22 protein-coding genes are annotated in these 23,313 nt (G+C 43.9%); 2 read left to right on the top strand and 20 right to left on the bottom strand.

Features of this window, described 5'->3' with window-relative positions:
* Positions 1-151: 151 nt before the first annotated feature.
* The 3 genes from JFY49_RS12125 to JFY49_RS12135 all read right to left on the bottom strand — a co-directional run bounded on the left by JFY49_RS12125 (position 152) and on the right by JFY49_RS12135 (position 2,923).
* On the bottom strand, positions 152-289 hold the full coding sequence (locus tag JFY49_RS12125) for a hypothetical protein (RefSeq protein WP_180042471.1): 138 nt from the start codon (positions 287-289) through the stop codon (positions 152-154).
* Between the two features lie 210 nt (positions 290-499).
* On the bottom strand, positions 500-2,356 hold the full coding sequence (locus JFY49_RS12130) for a mechanosensitive ion channel (protein ID WP_200223092.1): 1,857 nt from the start codon (positions 2,354-2,356) through the stop codon (positions 500-502).
* 234 nt (positions 2,357-2,590) lie between these two features.
* Entirely contained in the window at positions 2,591-2,923 is a 333-nt protein-coding gene (locus tag JFY49_RS12135) for a hypothetical protein (RefSeq protein ID WP_180042473.1), read from the bottom strand.
* Between the two features lie 474 nt (positions 2,924-3,397).
* Here JFY49_RS12135 and JFY49_RS12140 point away from each other — a divergent pair, with 474 nt between their 5' ends.
* On the top strand, positions 3,398-3,820 hold the full coding sequence (locus JFY49_RS12140) for a hypothetical protein (protein ID WP_086196104.1): 423 nt from the start codon (positions 3,398-3,400) through the stop codon (positions 3,818-3,820).
* Between the two features lie 161 nt (positions 3,821-3,981).
* Here JFY49_RS12140 and JFY49_RS12145 read toward each other — a convergent pair whose 3' ends face one another.
* The gene (locus JFY49_RS12145; RefSeq protein WP_166167750.1) at positions 3,982-4,743 is read right to left on the bottom strand and encodes a ferredoxin--NADP reductase; all 762 of its coding nucleotides are present in this window, start codon (positions 4,741-4,743) and stop codon (positions 3,982-3,984) included.
* A gap of 85 nt (positions 4,744-4,828) precedes the next feature.
* On the opposite strand from JFY49_RS12145, the gene gigC reads away from it, so the two are divergent.
* On the top strand, positions 4,829-5,707 hold the full coding sequence (gene gigC / locus JFY49_RS12150) for a LysR family transcriptional regulator GigC (protein ID WP_166167753.1): 879 nt from the start codon (positions 4,829-4,831) through the stop codon (positions 5,705-5,707).
* A gap of 40 nt (positions 5,708-5,747) precedes the next feature.
* Here the strand turns inward: gigC and JFY49_RS12155 are convergent, their stop codons facing one another.
* The 16 genes from JFY49_RS12155 to ndhC all read right to left on the bottom strand — a co-directional run bounded on the left by JFY49_RS12155 (position 5,748) and on the right by ndhC (position 22,793).
* Positions 5,748-6,482 (bottom strand): cold shock domain-containing protein, encoded by a 735-nt coding sequence (locus JFY49_RS12155; RefSeq protein WP_180042474.1) that lies wholly within the window; start codon positions 6,480-6,482, stop codon positions 5,748-5,750.
* A gap of 123 nt (positions 6,483-6,605) precedes the next feature.
* Positions 6,606-6,899 carry a cold shock domain-containing protein gene (locus tag JFY49_RS12160; RefSeq protein WP_180042475.1) on the bottom strand — a complete coding sequence of 98 codons (294 nt, stop codon included), beginning with the start codon at positions 6,897-6,899 and terminating at the stop codon, positions 6,606-6,608.
* Positions 6,900-6,982: 83 nt separating this feature from the next.
* On the bottom strand, positions 6,983-7,618 hold the full coding sequence (upp, locus tag JFY49_RS12165) for a uracil phosphoribosyltransferase (RefSeq protein ID WP_180042481.1): 636 nt from the start codon (positions 7,616-7,618) through the stop codon (positions 6,983-6,985).
* 122 nt (positions 7,619-7,740) lie between these two features.
* Positions 7,741-9,234: an NADH-quinone oxidoreductase subunit NuoN gene (gene nuoN, locus JFY49_RS12170; RefSeq protein ID WP_166167762.1), complete on the bottom strand. Its 1,494-nt coding sequence runs from the start codon at positions 9,232-9,234 to the stop codon at positions 7,741-7,743.
* Positions 9,235-9,237: 3 nt separating this feature from the next.
* The gene (nuoM, locus tag JFY49_RS12175; protein ID WP_180082262.1) at positions 9,238-10,842 is read right to left on the bottom strand and encodes an NADH-quinone oxidoreductase subunit M; all 1,605 of its coding nucleotides are present in this window, start codon (positions 10,840-10,842) and stop codon (positions 9,238-9,240) included.
* A gap of 7 nt (positions 10,843-10,849) precedes the next feature.
* Positions 10,850-12,745: an NADH-quinone oxidoreductase subunit L gene (gene nuoL, locus JFY49_RS12180; protein ID WP_086196030.1), complete on the bottom strand. Its 1,896-nt coding sequence runs from the start codon at positions 12,743-12,745 to the stop codon at positions 10,850-10,852.
* A complete protein-coding gene (gene nuoK, locus JFY49_RS12185; RefSeq protein WP_004651041.1) occupies positions 12,742-13,050 on the bottom strand; it encodes an NADH-quinone oxidoreductase subunit NuoK in 309 nt (102 codons plus the stop codon). The genes nuoL and nuoK overlap by 4 nt, the downstream gene beginning before the upstream one ends.
* A complete protein-coding gene (gene nuoJ / locus JFY49_RS12190) occupies positions 13,050-13,568 on the bottom strand; it encodes an NADH-quinone oxidoreductase subunit J (RefSeq protein ID WP_171521992.1) in 519 nt (172 codons plus the stop codon). Before nuoJ ends, nuoK begins: the two co-directional genes overlap by 1 nt.
* Positions 13,568-14,110, bottom strand: coding sequence for an NADH-quinone oxidoreductase subunit NuoI (gene nuoI / locus JFY49_RS12195; RefSeq protein WP_086196032.1), 543 nt, complete (start codon positions 14,108-14,110; stop codon positions 13,568-13,570). The genes nuoJ and nuoI overlap by 1 nt, the downstream gene beginning before the upstream one ends.
* Positions 14,111-14,128: 18 nt before the next feature.
* The gene (gene nuoH, locus JFY49_RS12200; RefSeq protein ID WP_180042484.1) at positions 14,129-15,145 is read right to left on the bottom strand and encodes an NADH-quinone oxidoreductase subunit NuoH; all 1,017 of its coding nucleotides are present in this window, start codon (positions 15,143-15,145) and stop codon (positions 14,129-14,131) included.
* Positions 15,146-15,148: 3 nt separating this feature from the next.
* Complete coding sequence (gene nuoG, locus JFY49_RS12205) at positions 15,149-17,827, bottom strand: NADH-quinone oxidoreductase subunit NuoG (protein WP_180082259.1); 2,679 nt, start codon at positions 17,825-17,827, stop codon at positions 15,149-15,151.
* A gap of 11 nt (positions 17,828-17,838) precedes the next feature.
* The gene (nuoF, locus tag JFY49_RS12210; protein ID WP_180082260.1) at positions 17,839-19,167 is read right to left on the bottom strand and encodes an NADH-quinone oxidoreductase subunit NuoF; all 1,329 of its coding nucleotides are present in this window, start codon (positions 19,165-19,167) and stop codon (positions 17,839-17,841) included.
* Positions 19,164-19,673 (bottom strand): NADH-quinone oxidoreductase subunit NuoE, encoded by a 510-nt coding sequence (gene nuoE, locus JFY49_RS12215; protein ID WP_086196036.1) that lies wholly within the window; start codon positions 19,671-19,673, stop codon positions 19,164-19,166. The genes nuoF and nuoE overlap by 4 nt, the downstream gene beginning before the upstream one ends.
* Positions 19,674-19,687: 14 nt before the next feature.
* Entirely contained in the window at positions 19,688-21,475 is a 1,788-nt protein-coding gene (gene nuoC, locus JFY49_RS12220) for an NADH-quinone oxidoreductase subunit C/D (protein ID WP_086196037.1), read from the bottom strand.
* 87 nt (positions 21,476-21,562) lie between these two features.
* Positions 21,563-22,240 carry a NuoB/complex I 20 kDa subunit family protein gene (locus JFY49_RS12225; protein WP_180082261.1) on the bottom strand — a complete coding sequence of 226 codons (678 nt, stop codon included), beginning with the start codon at positions 22,238-22,240 and terminating at the stop codon, positions 21,563-21,565.
* Between the two features lie 7 nt (positions 22,241-22,247).
* Positions 22,248-22,793: an NADH-quinone oxidoreductase subunit A gene (ndhC, locus tag JFY49_RS12230; protein ID WP_200223094.1), complete on the bottom strand. Its 546-nt coding sequence runs from the start codon at positions 22,791-22,793 to the stop codon at positions 22,248-22,250.
* Positions 22,794-23,313 lie beyond the last annotated feature (520 nt).

Raw genomic sequence — 23,313 nt, forward strand, 5'->3', positions numbered from 1 at the left:
ATTCATACATCCCAGTATGAGCGGCACATATTTCATTAATATGAATCTAAATATTTAAATTTTATGAAATAGTTAATTTATAAATAGCATAAATAAAATTTAAAAACGATTGTTTTTTAACTATTTCTCATTTTTTTATGGATTGAGCTGCTCACTCTGCCTGCTGCATCTGTTCACCTGCCTGCTTGGTTTTGGTAAGGACAAACTTATAGGCACTGATAAAGAATCCTACGGTAATGCCAGCAATGACAATGGGTGCAATAAACTTATTGGCTGATTTTTTAGTCATTTAGATCTCCTGTTACCAATTAGCGGGAAGCATTTATCCAGAATTATGACAACGCATTTTTTAACGGATTTAAAGCTTAAAGTAGAAAATCAGGTCATTTTACTGACTGCTTCTTAATAATAGACTAGCAAAAAGCATGCCCATCTGTTGTGCACAAACAAAGCCCAGCTTTGTTTGTGCATTTGTAGCGGATTTTTCTGCTTCTAGCGATTATTTTTTATCATCACTGGAGCTAGGATTATTTGGACCTTTGTCACTCTTAAGATCGACATCAGACTCTTTTTCCCCTGTGGATCCAAAAGGATTATTTACTGGCGGGTGCTTGGGATCAACACGGACAGAATCTGGAACACTCTGATCTGAATCAATTTTTTGTGCCTCTTGTGGTGCAGTGGTTAATGAGGCCGGAGTTGGGTTGGATAAATCAGGAGTCAAAACATTTTTTTGATCAGCCTCTGGAAAGTCGGGCTCTGTAAGCGGTTTGGACAAATCGGAAGATGGTGCCGCTCCCCCGTCCATTTCCAGTTCAGAAGATTTATCTACCGACGCACCAGAACCTGATCTTGAACTTTCCTGATGCGGATTAGGCTGCTTCGCCTCTTTTTTGCATTTATCAATCAAGTCGGTCAAGACACGTTGTGCTGGATCTCGCCCACCTAAACCAAAAGCCAATGCGAAGGCAACAGCGACGGCTCCCAAGGTTAAACCGAAGGCCAGATTGACGATGGAATCGGCAATACCCATTGCACGCAACCCCATAGCAATCACCAGTCCCATAATCAATATACGAACCAGATTTGCCAGCCAGCGTGAACTGACATATTCACCTCGTCCAATCACTTGGGCGACCAGATTAGCAAGCCAGAAGCCAATCATCAGAATCACTGCACCGAGCAGGATATTGGCACCGAACTGGATAAACATCGAAATCAGTGCACTGATCTGCTCAAAACCAAGCCGGTTCGCTGCTTCAGATACCGCAAACAACATGGTAAAGAACACAATCAGGTAACCAATAATTGAAGATACTTTGGTCTTGCCTAAAAAGCGTTGTGCATCCATTTTGGCAGGAATTTCATCCACGCCCGTTCCAGAGACAATGTCTACCACCAGTTTAGCCACAAAGCGCGATACCACATAAGCCAGAATAAGAATCAGAGCCGCTGCAATAATATGCGGAATGGCATTCATGATTTCGTACAACATGGCTGTGGCCGGTTGTGAAATTGCCTGAATGCCTAAAGCTTCGAAGGCAATAATTAGGGCGGTAATGATAATAATCGCAAAGACAAATGAGCCCAGTACCTGTGACAGATTAGAATTTTTAAACATCCCGATTTTCTGGGCATGTTGCTGGAGATTCAAACTGCCCACCAGACCTTCAACAATACCGCATACAATTTTTGCCAGAATATAACCAACAAATACAATCACAGCAGCAATAAAGATATTCGGCAAGAATGAAACAACTTCATTCACCATGTTCTGTACTGGAACAAGCAAGCCGGTTAAGCCTAAAATAGACAGTACAATTGGCAGGAACAATAACAAAATCAGCCAATACACAATCTCGCTAATGTTTTGGCTAATAGGACTGATGCCCACATCAGCACTTAATTTTTCGTCCAGTTCAGTTCTGTCCAACAGTTTTTGTAGCCCCATCTTGACCAGATTTGCTACAATCCAGCCAATAAAACCGACCGCAATAGCCGCCAAAAGTTGAGGAATAAATAACAGGAATTGCTGAATCATATTGCTAAATGGCCCACTCACGCTGGTGAGATTCAGCACATTAAAAGCACCTATAACGGCAATGATCATCACGATCCAAAAGACAATACGCGAAACAATGCTTTCAATATTGGCGCGATGTCCTGTCGCACCCGAAAGTCTTTGATTTGTTCCAAGCTTTTGTAAAACTTTTTTAATTCCTGCCGCAATAATAAGGGCAACAATCCAACCTATGATTAAAATGGCGATGGCAGCGAGAATAGGATGAAACTGATTCCAATAATACATCGCATCAAATTCACCCCCTCTAGGGCCTCCAGAAAAATACTCATTCATATTGTCATGTCCTCTTGTTATTACTTATTGAATTTCTATAGATGAATACTGGGTTATGTTGGCTCAGTTCACCCTAAAATGATGAAGTTAAGAACACATTAGAATTCGATTATTTTTTATTCAATACAAACCAGCATAAATACAACAAAAGCGCACATTAGATTGCAAAAAAGCCCTAATCCTTTCAAATTAGAGCTTTAAATGAATGATTTGAATCCCTACTGATTTTTGTTACTAATGCCTGTCCCCACCATTATCGGCAGCCTCACCTATTGCACTTTTTTCACCCGGTTCTGTTACAGTATCGGCATCTGTAGCGACTGCCTCATCTGTTGCCGTTGCAGTACCGGTAGTGGCGGTATTATTTGGTGTGGCAGGTTGGGCACTAGGGTCAGGATGTCCTGGAGGAGCATTTGATGATTGCGGTTTAGTATAGGCAAACATGTAAACCAGTACGGCAATGAAGAATACACCCACAAGAAGGAGGATATACACTGGCAAACGTTTTTTCTGAGATCTTTCTTCTTCACTCGTAACATGAGGCGGTTTATTAAAATCATGTGTCATGTTTTTTCCCCTTTTTTTATCTCATTCCATGTATTTATATTAACCATATTTCCTGATGAATTATGTATAAAAGCATAGTGACATGGTGAAGACTTGTAATTTTCACTTAAAAAACAGCAATTCAGAAAACAGCTGTTTAAATATTTTAAGGCAAGAAGATTGTGTCGATTCAATTTTCAGTCAGGCTATCATTCTTTTCTATAGCTCTTTTAATATTACTGCTGCTGTTGCTTTTATCGCAGTAAAGAGGACTTTTATTCCATTTTTATATCTGGAGCAAGACACTATTATTTTACTTTAAGCCCCAGCAAAATTTAACCATGCAAAAGATAGGGGTTTAAGTTGCGGTTTTTAAAATAAGAAAATTAACCGATTTTTAAACCTGTCTAAGCTTTCATGATGAAACATGCTTTAGGTGCTGAAAGGCTTAAAATGAGCTATAATTATGCACCGTTTTTCATGCTGCTTAACTTTATGGCGTATCGTCAGCAATCTGTAACGCTTGATTTGGACACTGACGTCACTCATCAATGTTGTTTGCATTACACTCGTGATGAACATCTCATTGGAATTATTGAATTTAGTAAACCAAGTTATGTGCTTAAATGGGGTGATCTGGAATATTTCCGCCGTCGTACCGAAGAATTTTCTGTGATGCCGTTTCCTGAATGCATCAATGCCATGGTGATCGACATTCGCAATATTGCCCCGTTCATAGACAATGAAGTACCCATTATTCCTTGGCGCTTACTAGAAGAAGAATGTCCGATCCGTCTGGTGGTTCCCCAAGAACGACTTGAACATTATGCCGGTATATTTGAACCTACCTGGCTGACCAGCGATGTGGAAACTGCAATTCAGGAAATCCGCGAATTTATTGATATGTTTGTCCACTAAACTACTTCAATCAAAAACCTCCTGTACGGAGGTTTTTTTATGCCTAAAGAAAGTCCCCCTTAGAAAAAGGGGGATTTAGGGGGATTCAATTTTCACGAGATAAATTATTCCTTTTAATCCCTCCTAACCTCCCTTTAAAAAGGGAGGAACTCTAAATGCGATTACCAATAATTTTCGACCGCAATATTACCTTCACCACGGCGGTTCATTTTCAAGCCACGTGCTTTTAATGCTTCTTTGGTATCTTCCACCATTTGTGGGTTACCGCAAAGCATCACATGACTGGTATCTACATTGAATTGTAGCCCTACCGCTTTTTCCAGTTCACCATTTTCAATCAATACCGGTAAACGGTCATGCAACGTTGCATCGGGATTCCGGGTAATAATCGGGACAAATTTAAAGCCCGTATGACCTTCGCCAAAGGTTTCAGCTATTTCCTGAATACGCTCGACATAAGCCAGTTCGGCTTCCGTACGCACACTATAAACCAGATTGATCTTTTGATATTTCGACCAGGTTTCAAAGTCTTGTAGCATGGAAATAAACGGTGCCAAACCTGTGCCAGTCGCGAGTAGCCACAAGTCATGCGGTAATGGGAGCTGATAACGCGCCAAGGTTAAAAAACCATAAGGAATTTTTTCCAGGTACAGCTCATCACCGATCTGTAAATGTTGCAGGTTAGATGTAAATGCACCATCTGGCACCACAATTGAAAAGAACTCCAGGGTTTCATCAAAGGGAGATGACACCACGGAATAAGCCCGAACCACCAGTTCATCGCCCACTTTTAGGCCAATACGTGCAAACTGCCCTGCAGTAAATTTAAAATGTGCAGGTCGTGTCATGGTAAAACTGAATAAGGTATTGGTCCAGCGATGTACAGATAAAACTTTTTCTAAGCTAAATTTTTCAATTGACATGATTTCAACGTGGCATGAAAGACTGTGCTCATGGTAGCATGACCATATAATTTATTAATATTTTTTAAATGTTAAGGCTCTATTCATGCGCATGACCTTACGCCAGTTGGCTGTTTTTGTAGCAGTTGCACAAGAAGGCACAGTAACCAAAGCCAGCGATGCTGTCAAACTCACGCAAAGTGCTGCAAGTATGGCTTTAGCAGATTTGGAAGATGGCTTGGGTGCACCTCTATTCGACCGTCTTGGTAAGCGTCTGCAACTCAATGATTTAGGTCGTTTTCTACTTCCTCAAGCACTAGAAATTTTAGGTCGCTGCGAAGCTTTTGAACAGGCGGCTAAAGGTGAATTACAAAGTATTGACCTGCGCCTGGGGGCAACCTTAACCATTAGCGATTACCTGATGCCAGACCTGATGGCAGACTTTTTGCAAATTCAGCCGCAAGCACATTTGCAGTTGCAAGTAGGTAACACCCGTCAGATGATTGAAGCAGTCAACCAGTTCCAGCTGGATTTAGCCTTAATTGAAGGGTCCTGTCATTTGCCACAGCTGCAGTGTATACACTGGCGCGATGATGAACTGGCGGTATGCTGTTCACCAGAGCATCCATTGGCAAAACTGGACCGCGCAATTACCGCTAAAGATTTTGACCATGTCGAATGGATTTTACGTGAAGAAGGTTCAGGGACCCGTGAGGTGTTTGACAATGCCATTTTAAAAGACCTGCCAGATGCCAATATCCGCCTCACTTTAGGCCATAATGAAGCGATTTTAAAAATTGTGGCGGGAGGTATCGGGATGTCTTGTATTTCCAAACTCGCCATTGAACCTTTACGTGAAAAAGGTCAGCTGGTCATTTTAGAAACCCCTTTCTGGCAACTGACCCGTCCTTTATTCATGCTAGTACATCGTCAGAAATATCAGGGACCTGGCCTTAAAGCCTTTATGAAATTCTGTGAAGAATAAAAAACGATTTAAAAAAAGCTCCATTTAGGCGCTTTTTTTATTACCAGCGTGAATCATTTTCACACGGTATACCGTCACCATCACCATCCATCTTATGATGTGGACAGTTTTGTACATACCACACAGCTTCTGCTCTTGAATTCATTTGACTGCAATGTTGCCGTTCATCACATTTAAATTGTGCTGTTGCTAATCTCACCCCATTTTGCTGATCAATACTGGCATTAATTTTTTCCGAGCGCGGTTTAGTGGTATTGTAAGTTTCACCTGCCAGATTACGCTGCCCCTGCTCCGACAAAACTGCTTCCGGTAAATCCCCCAGTGCTTCTCGCTGTTCTGACACAATGCGCTGTTGCTCTATAATCAACTGTTGCGCTTTCAGCTGCTCTGCCGTGCGATAATCCTGATATTGACCATAACCGATCACAGCAAGCAGTGCCAGAATGATCAAGGCAATAGCGGACAAGATTCGGCCTTTATATGAAACCTTATTATAACGTGGTGAAGCAGTTTTCTTTTTTGCACCTGCTGGTTTGGTAGCTATACTCTCCGCTGAGGCAGACTGTAGGTCCAGTCGTACAATACGGTCGGCTTTAAACTTGCCGTCATCTTCCACAATAATAAATTTTAGCTTCTCTCCGACTTTAGGTTCGATAGTGCTATTGGGCACATCTTTAATGTGAAAGAAAATATCTTTCACTTCCCCTTCCTCTACTGCAATAAATCCAAAACCGCGCTCTGCGTTATAAGTTTTGACTTTCCCCTGAACAAACATAAAACACTCTTTTTCATTTATATTTTTCATTATTATAATAAAAAAGAGGCCCAAAAGCCTCTTTTCCAATGATTGTCAAAAGCAACCCTGAACATCATCATGCTGCAATCAAAAGCAGAAGCCTCAACCTCGAAAATTCGACAACAAGGCGGATGTAATCGATTTATTATGTTCAGATACTTTCGATTTTTTTGCTTTTGCTGAGTGATCTGCAACACGTTCTATACGAACGGCCTTAAACTTGTCACCATTCTTAACAGCCGCAAATTTTACCCGTTCATTACGTTTCGGTTCGCCTTCTGCCGCAGGGAAATCTGAAATATGAAAGAAAATATCCCCTTCAGCCGAACCAATAAAACCAAAGCCTTTTTCAGGGTCATACTTTTTGATTTTACCCTGATGTAATTCATCTTTCATGCTGCTGCCCTATGCTAAAAAATGTCATGTTTACAGTATATAAAAAAAGAGGCCTGAAGCCTCTTTTAATTTGTCTTCCAGGCTCAGTCTTTTTGCACTGAACCGAAAATTTTATCGCCTGCATCGCCAAGACCCGGAACGATATAACCATTTTCGTTGAGACCGTCATCAATAGCTGCTGTGAAAATAGTCACATCCGGATGTTCTTCTTCTACTTTTTTAATACCTTCGGGTGCAGCCACTAAAACCATGACACGAATATCTTTACAACCACTTGCCTTCAATACATCAATGGCTGCGACCAATGAAGAACCGGTTGCCAACATCGGGTCGATAATCATCGCCAAACGGTTCTGTACATCGGGAACCAGTTTTTTATAGTAAGTACGTGCTTGCAAAGTTTCTTCATCACGCTCAAGACCCAGTACAGATACTTTTGCGCTTGGAATCAGGTTCAGGAAACCATCTAACATGCCAATACCGGCACGTAGAATTGGCACAACGGTAATTTTTTTACCCGCAATACGGTCTACACTCACTTTGCCATTCCAGCCATCAATTTCATGCTCACACATTGGTAAGTCTTTGGTTGCTTCATAAGTCAGAAGCATGGTCACTTCTTGCGCTAGTTCGCGGAAATTTTTTGTACTAATGTCTGCACGACGTAGCAAACCAAGTTTATGTCGAATGAGCGGATGACGGATTTCATGAATAGCCACGGGAGAGCACCTAAAAGATGAGATAAAATTTCAGCTATTATAAATGTTTTTTATATCTCTTATAAACCAAAAAGCCCCCTATGAAAGGAGGCTTTTTCGAAAAAACTTATAGTTTTTTTAGATTACTGTTGAGATAGCATGAAATGCAATGGAGATAAAATCTCCGCTTGAAGCGCCAATTTGATGATTGGATCAGGATAAACACCAATGATCAATACAGCCAATGCCGCAGCAAGCACCATAATACCACCCACTTTCTGACCCCAATGTTTGTCGGCATCAATACGTGGCGTATCTGGCGGAGTCATGTACATCACCACCATCACACGAAGGTAATAGTACAGACCAATACCTGAACCTACTACAATCATGGCAGCAAGGAACCAGTGCTGGGTTGTTACCGCAGCCATCACCACCAGGAACTTACCAATGAAGCCTGCAGTCAATGGAATACCTGCAAGAGACAACATCATGACAGTCAAGGTCGCAGTCAATACTGGACGGCGCCAGAACAAACCACGGTAATCTGCCAGACTTTGTGCTTCATCTGCATTGTTATACGGACTAGACATCAACGCGACAACACCAAATGCACCAATCGTCGTCAATACATAAGTGATTACGTATACAGATACGTTACCCAGGCTTGCATAAGTCATGCTGATTAAACCAATCAGCAAATAACCAAAGTGCGCAATTGAAGAGTAACCCAGAATACGTTTCAGGTTGACTTGACGTACTGCAAGGAAGTTACCCACCAGAATAGAAAGCACCGCAATAATCGTGATGATCGTTACGATTGAATCTACCAGGATTGCGCCTGAAGCAAGTAAATAACGTACAAACAGACCAATGGTTGCCACTTTAGCCACAGTCGCAAGGAATGTTGCGATTGGCGCTGGAGCACCTGCATACACGTCTGGCGTCCATTTATGGAATGGCGCAAGAGACAATTTAAATGCCACGGCAAAAACGATTAAGCCTAGACCTAAAATCACCATTGGCTGTTTGATGGCTTGCATCAAGGCCTGAACATTGTCATAGAAAGACAATGAACCGGTATAAGCATAGATATATGCCATGCCCATCAACAACATTGCAGAAGCAGTTGCTGAAAGAACAAGGTATTTAATACCCGCTTCTAGCGATTGTGAACGTTGGTGTGTATAAGCCAAAAGACCGTATACAGGAATCGACATTAGCTCAAGGCTAATGAAGAAAGATGCATAATGAGAACTTGCCACCATCAGCATTGCGCCCGCTACCGAGCACAGCATCAGGATATACAGTTCTTCACGGTTATCTTGATAGCTTTCAATATAAGCATGTGACAAGGTACAGCAAGCCAGTGCAGCAATCAGAATGACCAATTGGTACAGCAAGGTAAATGGGTCAAGCATAAACATGCCCATCACGTTCGCTGGTGCAAAAGCACCACCGAACATTGCAATCAGGACATAGGCTGCAGCAAGGTTCAAGCCGACTACAGAGGCTGTTGCAATTAAATTATGGTTACGTTTAATTGCAATGAGAAGCATCACTACGATCGCAGTTAAAGCCACGATCATCACAGGAGCTAATGGCATAAGCTCGGAAAATGACATTGTGAAGTTCATGGCTTATTGGATCTCCACATTTTGTTGAGATACGACCTGTTGAGTCGCATCGACAACTTCTTGAACTGGGATATAGCTGTTTGCTAACCACGCCATGCTTGAATTTGAAATATCAAGGAAGCTTTGTGGATAGATACCGAGCCATAGTAGACCAAAAGCACACACTAACAAAATAACAATCTCACGCGCATTCAAGTCTTTCAATGGGCTTGTATAATTTTGTTTTTGCTCTTCATTTGGCGTACCAAACAATGCTTTGTGAATCAGGATCAAGCCATAAAGACCTGCCAATACCAAGCTGGTCGCTGCCACAATGGTAAAGGCTGGGAATTTGTTGAATGAACCCATCAAAATCAGGAATTCACCAATAAAGTTACCTAAACCTGGAATACCGACAAGCGCAGCAATAAAGAACATCAGGAAGAAAGCAAGGTACGGGAATTGACCGCGCATACCACCCATTAAACGTAAGTCGCGCGTATGAACACGCTCGTACACTTGACCACACATAATGAACAAGGCAGCAGATGACAGGCCATGTGCCAGCATCATGATCATTAAGCCTTGGAAAGTCAGGATATTACCTGCGTAAAGTGCAAGTAATACAAAGCCCATGTGCGAAATAGAAGTATACGCCAGCAAACGTTTCATATCGGTTTGCTGGAAAGCACACCAGGCACCGTAGAACACACCGACTAAACCGAAGATGATCGCGATATCTGCAAACTGTGCAGAAGCCGCCGGGAAGAATGGCATAACAAAACGAAGCAGACCGTATGCAGCAGTCTTAATCAGGATACCTGCCAAGTCGACAGAACCGGCTGTCGGTGCTTGAGCATGCGCATCTGGTAACCAGCCGTGCAATGGGAACACTGGAAGTTTTACAGCGAAACCGATGAACATACAGATCATCAAGGCATAAGCCACTGATGGCAACTGTGCATCAAGCGTATTCGCCACACCTAACAGGTAGTTGTAATCGAAGCCGATCATGCCCGTCATCATGTATCCGTAAACCACAAGGCCTAGAATACCGATCAACATGATCAAACCTGCTACCTGGGTATAGATGAAGAACTTGGTCGCAGCATAAACGCGTGACTTACCGTCTGCTCCCTTATGACCCCATAAGGCAATCAGGAAGTAGATTGGTACCAGCATCATCTCCCAGAAGAAGAAGAACAGGAACAAGTCAATCGCAAGGAATACACCGATCACACCACCCAAAGACCATAAAAGGTTTAAGTGGAAGAAACCAACGTTCTTTTGAATCTCACCCCATGAACAGCCCACTGCAAGTACACCCAGTAATGCAGTCAAGCCAACCATAAGAAGTGAAAGACCATCCACCGCAAGGTGAATGTTAATGCCAAGGGTGGAAATCCAAGGCAGCATGAATTCGGCAGACCAAGTTGGAACTTTTGCGCCGAGTTCATAGTGATAAGTACCGGAATTCCAAAGCGCAACGGTTAAGCCCAAAGTAATGAGCATACCGAATAACGCAATGTAACGCGGTAGTTTGTCGTCGAGCTTGTCGACGATCCAGCATACAAAACCTGCAATGAACGGTACGAGGATCAGCGCGGGTAAAATCCAGTTGTTTGTGATTTCCATCTTATTTCCCCACTACCTGAATCACGATCAGGATCATCAGCAATACCACTACACCGAGTGACATACTTGATGCGTATTCACGCAATGAACCTGTTTGACGTGAGCTGGTGAAGCTATGACCACCTTTAACAATGGCAGGAAGCACTAACCACAGGCCGTCAATCGGATCACGACCTAAAATTTTCGCGATAAGCAAATATGGTTGTACAAATACGATGTTATACAACGCATCAAAACCAAGTGCATTACGGCAGATATTGGCAAGACCGGCACCCAATGAAGTACGGGCAAAACCTTTCACTGCATTATAAGCAAAGACAAATAATACAATACCTACTACAAGACCAGCCAATGCAATACCCACAGCGGTATATTCAGCACCATGTACACCTGCTTCAAGCGCTTCAGGAATAACGAAAGCTGGAATATTGGCTTTGGTTAATGCAGCTTCTACTGGTGCTTTCAAGAAGTAAGCCAAGCCAGTTGAAAGTACCGCCAAGATACCCAACGGAGCCCAATAAGTTGCACCTTTGATTTCGTGATAAGGCGTGTTTTCTTTACCAAAGAATACAACCCAGATTAAACGGAATGTATAGATTGATGTTAAGAATGCACCCGCAACACCTGTCCAGTATAAACAATTATATATAGGAAGATTTGCAATGTGGCTTTGTGCCCAAACTGCACCAAGGATGGCATCTTTCGAGAAGAAGCCGATGGTCAAGAATGGAATGGCTGCCAATGCACCACCACCAATTGCGAAGCAGGCAAACAGGAATTTGTTATGTTTGAACAAACCACCCATTTTGAAAATGTTTTGTTCGTGATGGTAAGCCAGAATCACCGCACCAGAAGACAAGAACAATAATGCCTTAAAGAATGCGTGTGAAAGCATGTGGAACAGACCCGCTTGGTATGCTTCAGCACCTACAGCCATAAACATATAACCGAGCTGACTCATGGTTGAGTAAGCCAAGATACGTTTGATGTCAGTTTGAACCAAGGCAGCAAAACCAGCCACAATCAATGTTACCGCACCAGTGATCGAGATAAACATCATCACTTCTGGTGTCATTTCAAACACCGAGAACATACGGCAGCACAGGTAAACACCAGCAGTAACCATTGTTGCAGCATGGATCAACGCAGAAACAGGTGTAGGACCTGCCATTGCATCAGCCAACCATGTTTGTAATGGAATTTGCGCAGATTTACCGGCAGCACCCAGGAACAACATTAAAGATGTCCAGATCGCAAGTGAATGGTCACCCGCTAATACTTGAGGTGCATTGGCAACGATTGTACCGATATGCAAAGTACCGAATTGTTGGAAAATCAGGAACAATGCAATCAGCAAGAATACGTCACCGATACGAGTTACAGTAAATGCCTTGATGGCTGCAAAACCATTTTCCGGGTTTTGATAGTAGTAACCAATTAGCAAGTAAGAGCAAAGACCTACGCCTTCCCAACCCAAGAACAATAACGCCAGGTTATCGCCAAGAACGAGCAGCAACATGCTGGCAACGAACAGGTTGAAGTAAGAGAAGAAACGTGCAAAGTCTTCTTCACCGCGCATGTACCATGAGGCAAAGATGTGAATCAGAAAACCTACACCGGTGATCATGCCGGTCATGAGTAATGACAGGCCGTCTAGGTGCAAGCTCATGCCTGGTGCAAAACCACCGACATTGAACCAGGTCCAAAGATGTTGAACCTGAGCTACTGAACCATTGTCTACAAAGCCCATGCCAGCAATCAGTGCAAATAAAGCAGATAAACCGACTGAACCCACACCAATAATGGCTGCCACATTTTCAGGAAGCTTATTGCGCCCCGCCGCCAAGAGGACAAAACCAATGAGCGGAAATAAAATTGTTAAATATAAATAACTCATCCGCGCATCTCACTAGCAGCATCCACATCCAAATGATGGAAGCGATGGTAGAACTGAAGGACGATCGCAAGACCAATACAAGCCTCTGCAGCTGCAAGGGTCAAGATCAGGATGAACATGATTTGTCCATCTGGCTGTAACCATGCACTACCTGCAAGAACGAACGCAAGCGCCGCTGCGTTCATCATGATTTCAAGGCTCATCAACATAAATAGTAGGTTGCGTCGCACCATTACACCGTAAAAACCCAGTGCAAAAAGAATGGTTGCAACGATTAAACCGTGTTCTAAAGGAATGTTGCCCATTATTCTTTTTCCTCTTTTGCACTTGGTTCACGTTTACCTAAGTGGAATGCTGCAACGAGGGCTGCAAGCAATAACATTGCGGCAACTTCTACCAATAGTAAGTAGTGAGTAAAGAGCGCTGTACCTACAGCTTTAGGTCCCACAACTTTAGTGCCCATCACCGGACCTGCGGTTGTGTAATCCGAACCAAGCATCCAGACAAGCACCAGGCCCATCAGGAAACTCATCAATGCTGGATATGCCCATGCAGATGAAGTCAGCCATTTACGTTCCTGTTCAACCGTATGTTGACCAAGATTTAGCATCATCACCACAAACACGAACAACACCATGATCGCGCCGGCATAAACAATAATTTCTAGTGCGCCAGCGAATGGCGCACCAACGATCATGAACATCCCTGCCACAGCAAGGAGGGACACGATCAGGCTTAATAAAGCATGCACAGGATTCGCGTTAGTCACCACACGAACCGTAGAAACAATGGCCACAAGTGCCATCAAATAAAATGGCCACATCATGGTAATAAGCTCCGTACGTCAACTGGTGCACTTTCACGTTGTGCCTGACCTTTATCTTTACCTGCCACTGCCATACCGGTTACACGGTAGAAGTTGTAGTCAGGATATTTACCAGGACCTGAAATGAGCAGGTTCTCTTTTTCGTAGACCAAGTCTTGACGAACGTATTCACTTAACTCGAAATCTGGTGTCATTTGAATCGCTGTCGTTGGACACGCTTCTTCACACATACCGCAGAAAATACAACGCGAGAAGTTGATACGGAAAAACTCCGGATACCAGCGACCATCTTCTTTTTCTGCTTTCTGTAAAGAAATACAGCCAACCGGACAGGCAACCGCACACAGGTTACATGCCACGCAGCGTTCTTCACCATCTGGGTCACGTGTCAATACAATACGACCACGGAAACGCGGCGGAACAATTTGTTCAGCTGGCACTTCTGGATAAAGAATAGTGTCACGTTTACGTGTCACGTGGCTGAATACCATCCACAATGAACGTACGATTGACCCGAATCCAGCTAGAATTTTATACATTTTGTACTCCCTGCTGTCCTAGGCCTGATTCATCAGAATCACAGCACCAGTCACCAACAAGTTGACCAACGCCAATGGCAAACAAATTTTCCAACCAAAGTTCATCACCTGATCGTAACGTGGACGCATTAACGAACCACGAGCCAAGACAAACATCATCACAAAGAATGCTGTTTTGATAATGAACCAGAATACTGGTGGAATAAATGGAATTTCTAGGTTAAATGGTGCTAACCAACCGCCAAAGAATAAAGTGACGATCAATGCTGAAATAAGAACTACGTTGACATATTCCGCAACGAAGAACATACCCCATTTCATACCGCCGTATTCGACGTGATAACCTTCCGCCAATTCTTGCTCAGCTTCCGGTTGGTCAAATGGATGACGGTGCGTTACCGCAACACCTGCAACAATAAAGATAATGAAACCTAGGAATTGTGGAATCACAAACCATACATCGCGTTGTGCTTCAACAATTTCACGCATGTTGAATGAACCGGCAATTGCCACCACACCCATCAGCGAGATCCCCAGGAACACTTCATAAGAAATGGTTTGAGCTGCAGAACGCAGACCACCCAATAACGCATATTTGTTATTTGAAGACCAGCCACCGAATAGCACGGCATATACTGCGATACCAGCCATTGCCATAAAGAACAACAGGCCGATGCTCATATCTGCTACGCCCATTGTCGGACTTACAGGAATCACCATGAACGAAAGTACCGCAGTTGCCATGGCAACTGCAGGTGCTAAACGGAAAGTCAGCTTATCGGCAAACTTAGGCGTCCAGTCTTCCTTGAACATGATTTTCAGCATGTCGGCAACGATCTGGAACATCCCCCCGGGACCAACACGGTTTGGACCGTAACGGTCTTGCCATAACGCAAGTAAACGGCGTTCGATGAATGACATCAACGCAGCGACAAGCACCACTACAAGCAAGATCACAATCGCTTGAATCACAGAATAAGCGATTGGCCAGTTCTCAGCCCATAGCGGTGTTTGACGTATAATTTCTTGACTCATGAATTACACTCCTACCGCGACGGATACAGGCTCTGCAAGTGAAACCGTTGGTGCAAGACCAACTGGATAACCGATATAACCTGTCGGTAAATATTCGATCACTTGAACTGGAAGGCTAATTGTCGCCTCACCTGCTTGCACAGTAATTTTTTGACCATCTTGAACGTTTAGACGCGCAGCATCCTGTTCACCTACTGCAAACATGGCTTCAGGAATACGTGATTCCATGGCCGGAGTTTTCACCGTAAATTCACCAGAAGCGAAGATATGATGCATTGGCACTAAACGGAAGCTTTCAGCATTTGCAAGTACTGCTGCTGGAGCAACGAAAGTACGTGCAGGGCGTTTAGCCAAACGATCAAATAAACGGATACCCGAATCGCCACCTTTTAGGTGACCACCCACGTGATCCTGGAATTTGTTCCAGGCTTGTGGAGAGTTCCAACCTGCAGACCATGCAAATGGAACCAGTGAAGATGGGGTTTCATTACCCACATAACCTTCCATAGAGAACGTTAATGCAGAATCGACATCGATTGGCTGTTTAGGTTCATGAACAGACAATGGTGCACGCATAGAGGTACGACCAGAGTAACGACGCGGTTCACGCGCAATCTTCAAGCCATGGACACGGTAACCTGCATCTGGTGCTACATCCTGAATGGCTTCAAGTGCCGGAACATTTTTCACTACAGATTCGATCACGTCATCCAGCAAGGTCCAGGAAATCGCTTTGCCTTTTACACCGGTTTCAATGGCATGTAACCAGCGCCAAGATTCTTTGATTGCAAGTTCCGGTTTGTAGTAGCTTGGGTCATACACCTGGTAGAAACGTTGTGCACGGCCTTCTTGAGATACCACAGTACCATCACCTTCCGCGAAGCTTGCAGCAGAAAGCACGATATCTGCTTTCTTCACAGTTTCGGTTTCAGAGTGATCAAGAACAATCACGTCTTTGCCTGCAAGTGCAGCGTTGACTTGAGCAGCAGGTAAACGACGGTAAAGGTCATTTTCCACAATGATAACAGTGTCATAGTCTTGCGCAAATGCTTGCTCAAGGCTGTTACCACCGAAGATTGCAAGACCCATTGAGTTCACTTCAGGAACAGTCAAGGTCAAACCAGCATTACCCAGGTTCTGTGCCACTTGTGCAGCAGCTTCCATGATGGCAGCATCTTGTAAGCTGGTACCAGAGATGATCAATGGTTTCTTCGCCGCTTTTAAAGTGTCAGCAATGGTTTGAGCAAATGCTTTGGCATCGTCATCTAAACCAGTAACCGCTTCACCTGCAACTGCCGCAGCAACCGCAAAGCCTAAACGTGCAATATCGTTTGGAGAAGCAACCACTTCGCCAGTCGCGACGTCAGCTAAACGCGTTTGAGTCGCAGCAAGAATGTAGATTGGGGATTTTGCATCCTGACCAATACGTTGTACCGGTTCAGCCAACCATTCTTGGGTGCGGCGTTCTGCTGCCATTTCTTTGGCTTTGTTTTTCGCAGCTTGGCGAACAGATAAAGCCATACGTGGCGCAGTTTGGGTTAAATCTTCACCCAAGATGAGCACTGCATCATAACTTTCGATTTCACGCATGGTCGGGTTATAAACACCCTCGGTTTGCATGATCGATGCAGCCAATTCAACCAGGTTTTGCTCTTTTTGAGCCATACCAGTTGAGTAGTTGTCTTGACCAACAAGCTCACGCAATGCGAAGTTCGTTTCAAGCGATGCACGTGGTGAACCAATACCCAGAACTTTTTTGCCCTGAATCTTTTCAATCACGGTATCCAGTGCTGTATCCACTGAAACAGTCGTTACGTTTGCACCATCACGGAATTGTGGCTGACGTGGACGGTCTGCACGGTTCACATAACCGGTACCGAAACGGCCTTTGTCACACAGGAAGTATTGGTTTACATCGCCGTTGAAACGGTTTTCAACACGACGAAGTTCGCCATAACGTTCACCCGGAGAGATGTTACAGCCTGAAGAACAGCCTTGGCATACGCTTGGCGCATACTGCATGTCCCACTTACGATTATAACGTTCAGAGTGAGTTTTGTCGGTGAACACACCTGTTGGACATACTTCAGTCAGGTTACCCGAGAATTCAGATTCTAAAGTGCCTGATTCTGGACGACCAAAGTACACACGTGATGCATTGGCATACACGCCAAAGTCAGTACCGCCCGCATAGTCTTTGTAGTAACGTACACAACGGTAACACGCGATACAACGGTTCATCTCGTGTGCAATAAACGAACCAAGTTCCTGGTTGTAATGCGTACGTTTGGTGAAACGGTAACGACGGCGGTCGTGCTGAGTCATCACAGTCATATCTTGTAAATGACAGTGACCACCTTCTTCACAGACTGGACAGTCGTGTGGATGGTTGGTCATCAAGAATTCAACAACAGATGCACGGAAATCTTTTGCTTCTTTGTCTTCAATCGAGATGTAGGTATTGTCAGCTGCTGGCGTCATACATGACATGACTAAACGACCACGCGTATCTTCAGGATTCGCGTATTGAGTCACGGCACATTGACGGCAAGAACCGACAGAACCTAAGGATGGATGCCAACAAAAGTACGGGATATCAATGCCCAAAGATAAACATGCTTGTAGCAGGTTTTCTGAGCCATTGACTTCGTACGATTTGCCATCGACATGAATTGTAGCCATAGTCGAATTCCTTAAGCTTGTTCTACGGAGCTAACTTGAGCGGCAGCATTTACGACTTTCGCTTCAAATTCGCCACGGAAATGTTTGAGTGCGCCCATAAGCGGTTCCATTGCACCTGGAGCATGGGCACAGAAAGTCTTACCAATCCAAAGCTTACGAGTCAGTTCTTGTAAGTGATCGATATCTTCTTTCTTGCCTGTACCATCTTCCAGTGCTTTAAGCGCTTTTACCGCCCAAGGTAAACCGTCACGGCAAGGTGTACACCAGCCACATGATTCACGCGCAAAGAATTCTTCCAAATTACGAGTCGCAGACACCATACATTGAGTTTCGTCTACCACCATCAGCAAACACGTACCTAAACGTGAACCCGCTTTCATGATGCTTTCTGCATCCATCGGCAGGTCAATGTGCTCTGCTGCCAGGAAGTCAGTCGATGCACCACCTGGTAACCACGCTTTCAGTTTAAGACCGTCACGCATACCACCGGCATGCTCTTCAATCACTTCGCGTGCAGTGGTACCGAATGGAAGTTCCCAAAGACCTGGGAATTTCACCTTACCCGATGCACCGTAGATTTTGGTACCTGGATCTTTTGATTTACCTTCAGATAAACCCACATACCATTCTGGACCACGTAACATAATCGCAGGTAAGTTGTTGTAGGTCTCTACGTTGTTGACAATCGTAGGGCGACCCCAAGCACCTGCAACTTGCGGGAATGGCGGTTTGGTACGCGGATTGGCACGGCGACCTTCAAGCGAGTTAATCAATGCAGTTTCTTCACCGCAGATATAACGACCTGCACCGGTATGCACATGCATTTCGAAGTTCCAGCCAGAACCCAGGATATTTTCACCCAGGTAACCTTTGGCACGAATTTGCTCTAATGCTTCATTCAAGTATTGAGCAGCTTCGATGTATTCACCACGGATGAAGATATAACCTTGCGTTGCTTCAAGGGTATAGCCTGCAATCAGCATACCTTCGATCAATTGATGTGGAAGTTTTTCCATCAACAAACGGTCTTTAAAGGTACCCGGTTCCATTTCATCGGCATTACAGATCAGGTAACGAGGGCCGCCATCATTTGGCGCCATCAATGACCATTTAATCCCTGCCGGGAAACCTGCACCACCACGACCTTTTACAGTCGCAGCTTTAATGACTTCAAGCACTTCTTTCGGTTGCATGCCAAGGGCTTTTTTAAAGCCGGCATAACCTTCCAACGCTTCGTAATCATCTGCACTACGAACGTGTTCCTGTTTGCTCAAACGCCATGTTAATGGGTGAGTTTCTGGGTTACCGTCGCCATAAATTGGTTTTGGTTCAGTATTCATACATACTTCTCCAATAACTGTTTAATTGAAGTTACTTCAACCAAACCGTGCGTGTCTTGATCAATCATCAGGGTTGGACCTTTGTCACAGTTACCCAGACAGCAGATTGGCAATAAAGTGAAACGACCATCAGCGGTGGTTTGACCAAACTGAATCCCCAATTCACGCTGGAACGCTTCTGCCAGAGTTTCCGCACCCATCAAGAAACATGCGATTGAATCACATAATAAAATTACGTGACGACCGACCGGTTGACGGTAAATACGGTTATAGAAAGTCGCAACACCTTCAAGATCTGCAACACTCATGCTAAGCATTTGAGCAATTGCATTCATTTGTGCATCGTCTACCCAACCATTACGGCGTTGTACACACTTCAGCGCATCTAAACATGCAGCACGCGGGTACGGGTAGTGACCCATGTGATGTTCAATTTCATGGATTTCTTCCGAAGTTAAAATCCCTTCAACATTCACACGTGGCTTTTTATCAGTCAAAATCATCATAATGCGTTTACCCCTTAGCGATCCACGTCAGCCATTACGACGTCAATTGTCGCTAAATAAATGATCAAGTCAGATACAAGACTGCCATTAATCACGGAAGGCATTTGCTGTAAGTGCGTGAAAGTCGGTGTACGGATACGGGTACGGTAACTCATGGTTGACTTGTCTGAAGTCAAATAATAGTTAGACGCACCTTTTACCACTTCCGCCATTACAGATGCTTCACCTGCAGGCATTACAGGACCCCATGACACGCTTAAGAAGTGCGTAATCAAGGTTTCGATATCTTGTAGTGTCTTGTCTTTCGGTGGTGGAACAGCCAGTGGATGGTCTGCTTTGTACGCACCAGACGGCATGTTATCTAGACATTGCTTGATGATTTTCAGTGACTGTTCGATTTCACGGAAGTGAACCAGAACACGTGCATAAGCATCGCCTTCGTACTCAACCGGCACATCGAAATCATAGTTTTCATAACCGCTATAAGGACGGTATTTACGTACATCGAAGTCAATCCCTGTTGCACGTAGACCTGTACCGGTTACACCCCAAGCCAATGCTGATTTTGCATCGTACTGAGCAACATTACGGGTACGACCGATAAACACCGAGTTTTTCAATGCTGCTGTGTAGTACTCGTTCATACGCTTCGGCATCCAGTCCAGGATTTCGCGAATGAGGTGTTGCCAGTTGTTTGGAAGATCGTGTGCAGTACCGCCAATACGGAACCACGCCGGGTGCATACGGTAACCAGTAATTGCTTCGATGGCGTCATAGATTTTTTGACGGTCAGCGAACATATAGAATACTGGTGTCATACCGCCGGCATCCTGAATTGCAGTACCGATATACAACAAGTGGTTATTGATACGGAACAATTCGGACATCATGACACGGATACATTGCGCACGGTCAGGAACAGTGATTCCCGCCAGTTGCTCCACACCCATTACATAAGGCATGTTTTGCGCACAACCACCCAGGTAGTCAACACGGTCGGTATACGGAATGAATGAATGCCAGGTTTGACGTTCAGCCATCTTTTCCACACCACGGTGGTGATAACCGATATCAGGCACACAGTCTTTTACTTCTTCGCCGTCCAGCTGCAAGATCACACGGAACGCACCGTGCGCAGATGGATGGTTAGGCCCCAGGTTCAGGAACATGAAGTCTTCATCGGCGTTACCGCGTTTTAGACCCCAGTCTTCAGGAACAAAACGAAGGTGCTCCTGTTCAAAGTCCTGCTTGGCCTGGTTCTGCATATACGGTGTATATTCAGTGGCACGTGCAGAATATTCTTTACGCAGCGGGTGACCTTCCCAGTATGTCGGCAACAAGATACGACGGAGCATTGGATGCCCTTCGAAGTTGATACCAAACATATCGTAAGCTTCACGTTCGTACCAGTTGGCATTTGGCCAAATGTTGGTTGCTGTTGGAATATTGAGATCACTCTCATTCAAGGCAACTTTAATACGAATATCCGTATTACGCTCTAGCGACAACAAGTGATAGAACACAGTGAAGTCTGACGCAGGCAAACCGTCACGGTGAGTACGTAAACGCTCATCTACCGCAGACAAATCGAACAGCATCACGTAAGGACGTTCTACTTTCCGCAAGAACATTAAGACTTCTTGCACACGTGCGCGCTCAACCCAGACTGTTGGAAAGTCTTCAAAAGTCGTTTGCACAAAGAAGTTCTCACCAAATTTGGTTTTGAGCTCTTCTATAATTGCAAATGCTGGGCGTGAATCAACAGGCGTTGATTCTGGCATAGCAATGTCAGTTTCAGCCATTGGCTTGGCTTCCTATTCAATACAAATTCAGTCAACCTGAACGACAATTACACCCAGACCGGGTGCATCAATATTTTGTCGCTCGGATTATTTAATTTCATCCATAGAGCGTAAGTTTTTCACGGCAATACGTTCAGCATTCTTACGGTCACGTTCTGGCTGCATCTTTGGCTTATACACTGGCTGAAGATCCTCACCAATAACCGCTGAAAGTGGACGGCGCTCTAATTGAATTTGGTCTTGTAACAACATTAATGCTTGCAATAATGCTTCAGGACGTGGCGGACAGCCCGGGATGTACACATCGACAGGGATGATTTTATCCACACCTTGTACAACCGAATAAATGTCGTACATACCGCCAGAGTTTGCACAAGCACCCATTGAAATCACCCATTTAGGCTCTAACATTTGCTCATATAAACGCTGGATTACAGGTGCCATTTTCACGAAGCAGGTCCCTGCAACGATCATTAAGTCCGCCTGACGTGGTGAAGCACGAATAACCTCGGCACCGAAACGCGACATATCATGCACACCCGTCAAAGTGGTTGCATATTCTACGTAACAGCAAGATGTACCAAAGTTAAAGGGCCATACAGAGTTTTTACGGCCCCAGTTTACAGCTGTATGCATTACATCCTCTAAACGAGTCATGAACACATTTTTATTCACTTCTTCTTCAAGCGGATCAGTAACGATTTGACGCTCTTGAAGTGGATATTGATCAGCATTCGGATTCGCACGGGTTAATGTATATTTCATTCCCGGGTTACTCCTTAGTAGATGATGTAGTCGCAGATTTTTTCACACGACCAGATGATTGAGCTGGAATTTGACCTGTAGGATCAACAACCAACTCTTCAATAGAATTGAAGCGTGTAATATCGGCAAGGTTCATATTTACTGAACCCACTTTCGATTTCATCACTGCCGCTTTGAGACGATCGGTTGGTGCCCAGTTTAATGCGCCTACAGCAATCGCATAAATCAAAGCAATCAATAAATCGACTACAAAAATTACAACAGTGGTAAAACCGAACCAACCTACTTCACGAACTGATGTAGCCCATGCGTAGAGATACAATGCTTCTAGGTCAAATACCACAAAGAAAATAGCAACCAAGTAGAATTTCGCAGATAAGCGGATGCGTGCTCCACCAGCACCTACCACACCTGACTCAAATTGCTCTTGCTTTGCACGGCCCCATGATTTACCCCCAAGGAGTAAAGGAACTGTGAGCATAAAGACACAAAGAAATGTAACGCCGATCACGAAGGCAATAATTGCCCAATCGTATGGAGTAATGGCACTCATGCGGGGATAACTCCTGGCAGGCCTAATTTATTAACAAAGAATGTATGTATTGGCCTTCAAATACACCAAACACAAAATTAATCCCGTCAATTGTACCTGATTTATGATTTCACTTGCTAGCTCATAAGCCTTAGTCTTTTGGATGATTTTTTCAGCATTATCGCTTTTAATTTACATCTATTCCTTTACACAACACCTTCATCGTTTTATTTAATAAAAACAGTTATTTTTATTAAATTTTCTCACATTAAGATTTTATGAGGAAATATTGCTCACTTATTTTGCAATCCAGAAATACAATTATTGTTGAATATTCTTTCGATTCTAAAAGTTCAGTTTATTTTGAGTATTTATTTAAAAAATGACAGGAATCAGAAAAATTGATTAAATTTTCCTTCCTATCATCACGGTATTAAAAATACCGCCTTTCTTTGCTTTAGAAATTACCTCATATCTTTTACATAAGCTGCTTTATTCTTGTGGTTTTTTTGCAACACTTTGACATGCGTTTAACAGTTTG

The sequence above is a fragment of the Acinetobacter sp. CS-2 genome, assembly GCF_016599715.1.
GTDB lineage: Bacteria > Pseudomonadota > Gammaproteobacteria > Pseudomonadales > Moraxellaceae > Acinetobacter.